This is a genomic window from Thiohalomonas denitrificans (assembly GCF_016841685.1).
In the GTDB taxonomy this organism is placed as follows: domain Bacteria; phylum Pseudomonadota; class Gammaproteobacteria; order Thiohalomonadales; family Thiohalomonadaceae; genus Thiohalomonas; species Thiohalomonas denitrificans_A.
Genome location: NZ_JAENYR010000154.1, coordinates 1 through 3027, shown reverse-complemented (window position 1 = coordinate 3027; position 3027 = coordinate 1). Strand labels below are relative to the sequence as shown.

Genomic DNA, 3027 nt, shown 5'->3' with positions numbered 1-3027 from the left:
GATGGGGTTCGCGGGGCTCACCCCATCCTACGAGATCGAAGCATCGGCCCGGTAGGAGGCGCGCCCTCGCGGCGATTTCGCACGGCCATCGCGCCGGGGGCGGCCCTCCTGCCAGGGACGGGCAGGTTGCCGGGCTGCTATAGCGAGGTCCGATCCGTTAGGATCGGCTCCGAATTCAACCGGAGAGTTCCCCTGAGTCGTCTTGAACTCCAGCAGCTGAAGGTCCGCGGCACCGAGGCAATCGACCTGACCGTCGGCCCCGGCGAGTGTGTCTGCCTTTCGGGTCCCTCCGGTGCCGGGAAAACGGTTTTGCTGCGGGCGGTGGCGGACCTGGACCCCTATCAGGGGAAGGTCTTGCTCGACGGCAGGCCGGCCGATGCCTTTGCGCCGTCCGAATGGCGTGCGCGGGTCGGCCTGCTGCCGGCGGAGAGCCAGTGGTGGCATGACCGGGTGGGTGATCACTTCTGCCGAATCGAACCGGAGCATTGGCAGCGGCTCGGTTTCGATACGCAAGCTGCGGGGTGGGCGGTGGCGCGTCTCTCCACGGGTGAACGGCAGCGGCTGGCCCTGCTGCGCCTGCTGGCCAATGGTCCGGTTGCACTGTTGCTGGATGAGCCGACCGCTGCCCTGGATCCCGAAAACGTGGCCCGTGCCGAGACGGTGATTGCTGCGTACCGTCGCGAGCAGCACGCTCCGGTGCTATGGGTCAGTCATGATCCGGAGCAGATCCGGCGCGTCGCCGACCGCCATTTCCGCATCGACGGCGGACGCCTGAGCGAGGTGCCCCTGTGACCATTATCTCCCTCTCGCCTCTGGACCTCTCTCTGGCGGCGCTGCTGATCCTGGCGCTGGCCTTTCTGAGCTGGCGCATGCACCTGGGGCTGGGGTCGGGCCTGCTGATCGCGGGGGCGCGTACGGTAATCCAGTTGCTGCTGATCGGACTGGTGCTGGAGGCGCTGTTCCGCAATGTCGACCTCGGCTGGATTGCCCTGCTCAGTCTGGTCATGCTCACGGTCGCCGGCCGTGAAGTCATGGCGCGCCAGAAACGGCACTTTACCGGCTGGTGGGGCTACGGCGTCGGCACCCTGTCAATGTTCGTCTCCTCCTTTTCGGTCACCGTACTGGCGCTGGTGGTGGTCATCGGCAACGACCCCTGGTACCAGCCTCAATACTCCATTCCCCTGCTCGGTATGCTGCTCGGTAACACCATGAATGGTATTGCCCTGGGACTGGATCGCCTCACCTCGAGTGCGTGGACGCAGTTTCGGGTGATCGAGGCGCGCCTGATGCTGGGTCATTCCGGCGCACAAGCTATCGAGAACATCCGTCGTGAGAGTATCCGTACCGGGCTGATCCACATTACCAATGCCATGGCCGCGGCGGGCATCGTCAGCCTGCCGGGGATGATGACCGGTCAGATTCTGGCCGGCGCGCCCCCCATCGAAGCGGTCAAATACCAGATCCTGATTATGTTTCTGATTGCCGGGGGAACCGGGTTCGGAACCATGGTGGCAGTGTGGCTCGGGGCACAGCGACTGTTCGACGAGCGGGACCGGCTGCGCCTCGACCGCCTTAAGGGCGGTTGATGGAGGAGAGTCAAAAGCAGTGCTGTTAACCACGGGGTACACGGGGAGCACGGGGAAAGGATACTTGGTGTTTTGTTTATTTCGTCCCCGTGTGCACCGTGGTTCTATTTTATGTGTGAATGTCGGTTCGACGTCCGGGTCAGGCTTGGTTCCGAACCCGATCGAATGCCTCTTGCATGAACGGCGGCAGGGCGAAGGCGGCGCGGTGGATCCCGACACTGTAATATGCGGTCGGATAGACCTTGTTGCGGGCATCCACCTCCCGGAACTGGTCCAGCACCCCGCCCTTGCCGGCGAGTGTGGCGCTCCACCAGCCGCTCGGGTAGACCGGCTGGGGAAACTGCAGTGTGCGCACGTCCGGGAAGCCGGCCGTGCGCATGGCCCCGTGCATCTCCGTCAACAGTCGCATGTGCAGCAGCGGCGATTCGCTCTGTTGCACCAGGATGCCGTTACCGCCCAGGGCGCGGTAGCAGTCGCGATAGAAGGCCTCGTTGAACAGGCCCTCGGCGGGGCCAATGGGGTCGGTGCTGTCGACAATGATGACATCTACACTCCCGGCCTCCGCCTCTTTGACCCAGCGGATGCCGTCCGCAAAATGCAGTTCGGCGCGCGGGTCGTCGTTGAACTCGCACAGTTCCGGAAAATAGAGCTCGGCGGCCCGGGTGACCCCCTCATCGATGTCCACCTGCTGCGCCCGTTCGACTTCCGGATGGCGCAGGACCTCCCGGAGTGTCCCGCAGTCACCTCCGCCGATAATCAGTACCCGCTTCGGGGCCGGATGGGTATAGAGCGCGGGGTGGCTCATCATCTCGTGGTAGAGGAAATTGTCCCGGCTGGTGAGCATCACGAAGCCGTCGATCACCATGAGGTTGCCGAACTTTTCCGTTTCGTAGACCTCAATCTTCTGGAACGGTGTCTGCTCTTCGTGAAGTCGGCTTTTGACCTTCAGCGAAAAGGCGCTGCCGTGTTCCTCGCAGGGTTCACTCCACCAGTTGCCTTCCAGTCGGTTCATGACGCGTTCTCCGGTACGTTTCGGGGGCGGGTGGAAGATACTCGATCGCTCCGTAAGGGACCAGTCCAAGGGGCAGTGGCGAGTGGCTAGTGACTAGTGGCTAGTGGCTAGTGGCGAGGAGCGAGGAACGTTCGAGAATAGCGACTCTCACGAGGGTAAGACTGATTCAATCGGATTTTTCGGTAACTTGAGGCGACTGCCATTGTATGGATGCAGTCGTTGAGAGCGACGTATGCCGCCATGATGGCGGCAATAGAGAGTGTCTGGGACCTATTCTCGAGGAGGCCCGAGCCGGGTAGGTCAGTCTATTCGGCTAGGCTCATGAAGAACTTCCCCCCCGCTGTCATTACGAGGACGCCTACATGGATGTAGGCGGTAGAGCGACGCAGGATGCCAAAGCCGAGCCCCGGCGACGAAGTAATCTCCTGC

At 62.8% G+C, this 3027-nt stretch carries 3 protein-coding genes; 2 read left to right on the top strand and 1 reads right to left on the bottom strand.

The genetic code is table 11. From position 1 onward, the window contains the following. Both Q7L05_RS17280 and Q7L05_RS17275 read left to right on the top strand, forming a co-directional pair. Nucleotides 1-792 (top strand): ABC transporter ATP-binding protein (locus tag Q7L05_RS17280; protein WP_317623154.1); only part of this gene is annotated, 792 nt, incomplete at its 5' end. After that, complete coding sequence (locus tag Q7L05_RS17275) at nucleotides 789-1586, top strand: ABC transporter permease (RefSeq protein ID WP_303909544.1); 798 nt, start codon at nucleotides 789-791, stop codon at nucleotides 1584-1586. The genes Q7L05_RS17280 and Q7L05_RS17275, both read left to right, overlap by 4 nt. 139 nt (nucleotides 1587-1725) lie before the next feature. Here the strand turns inward: Q7L05_RS17275 and speE are convergent, their stop codons facing one another. Then, complete coding sequence (gene speE / locus Q7L05_RS17270) at nucleotides 1726-2598, bottom strand: polyamine aminopropyltransferase (RefSeq protein WP_303909542.1); 873 nt, start codon at nucleotides 2596-2598, stop codon at nucleotides 1726-1728. Between the last annotated feature and the right edge of the window lie 429 nt (nucleotides 2599-3027).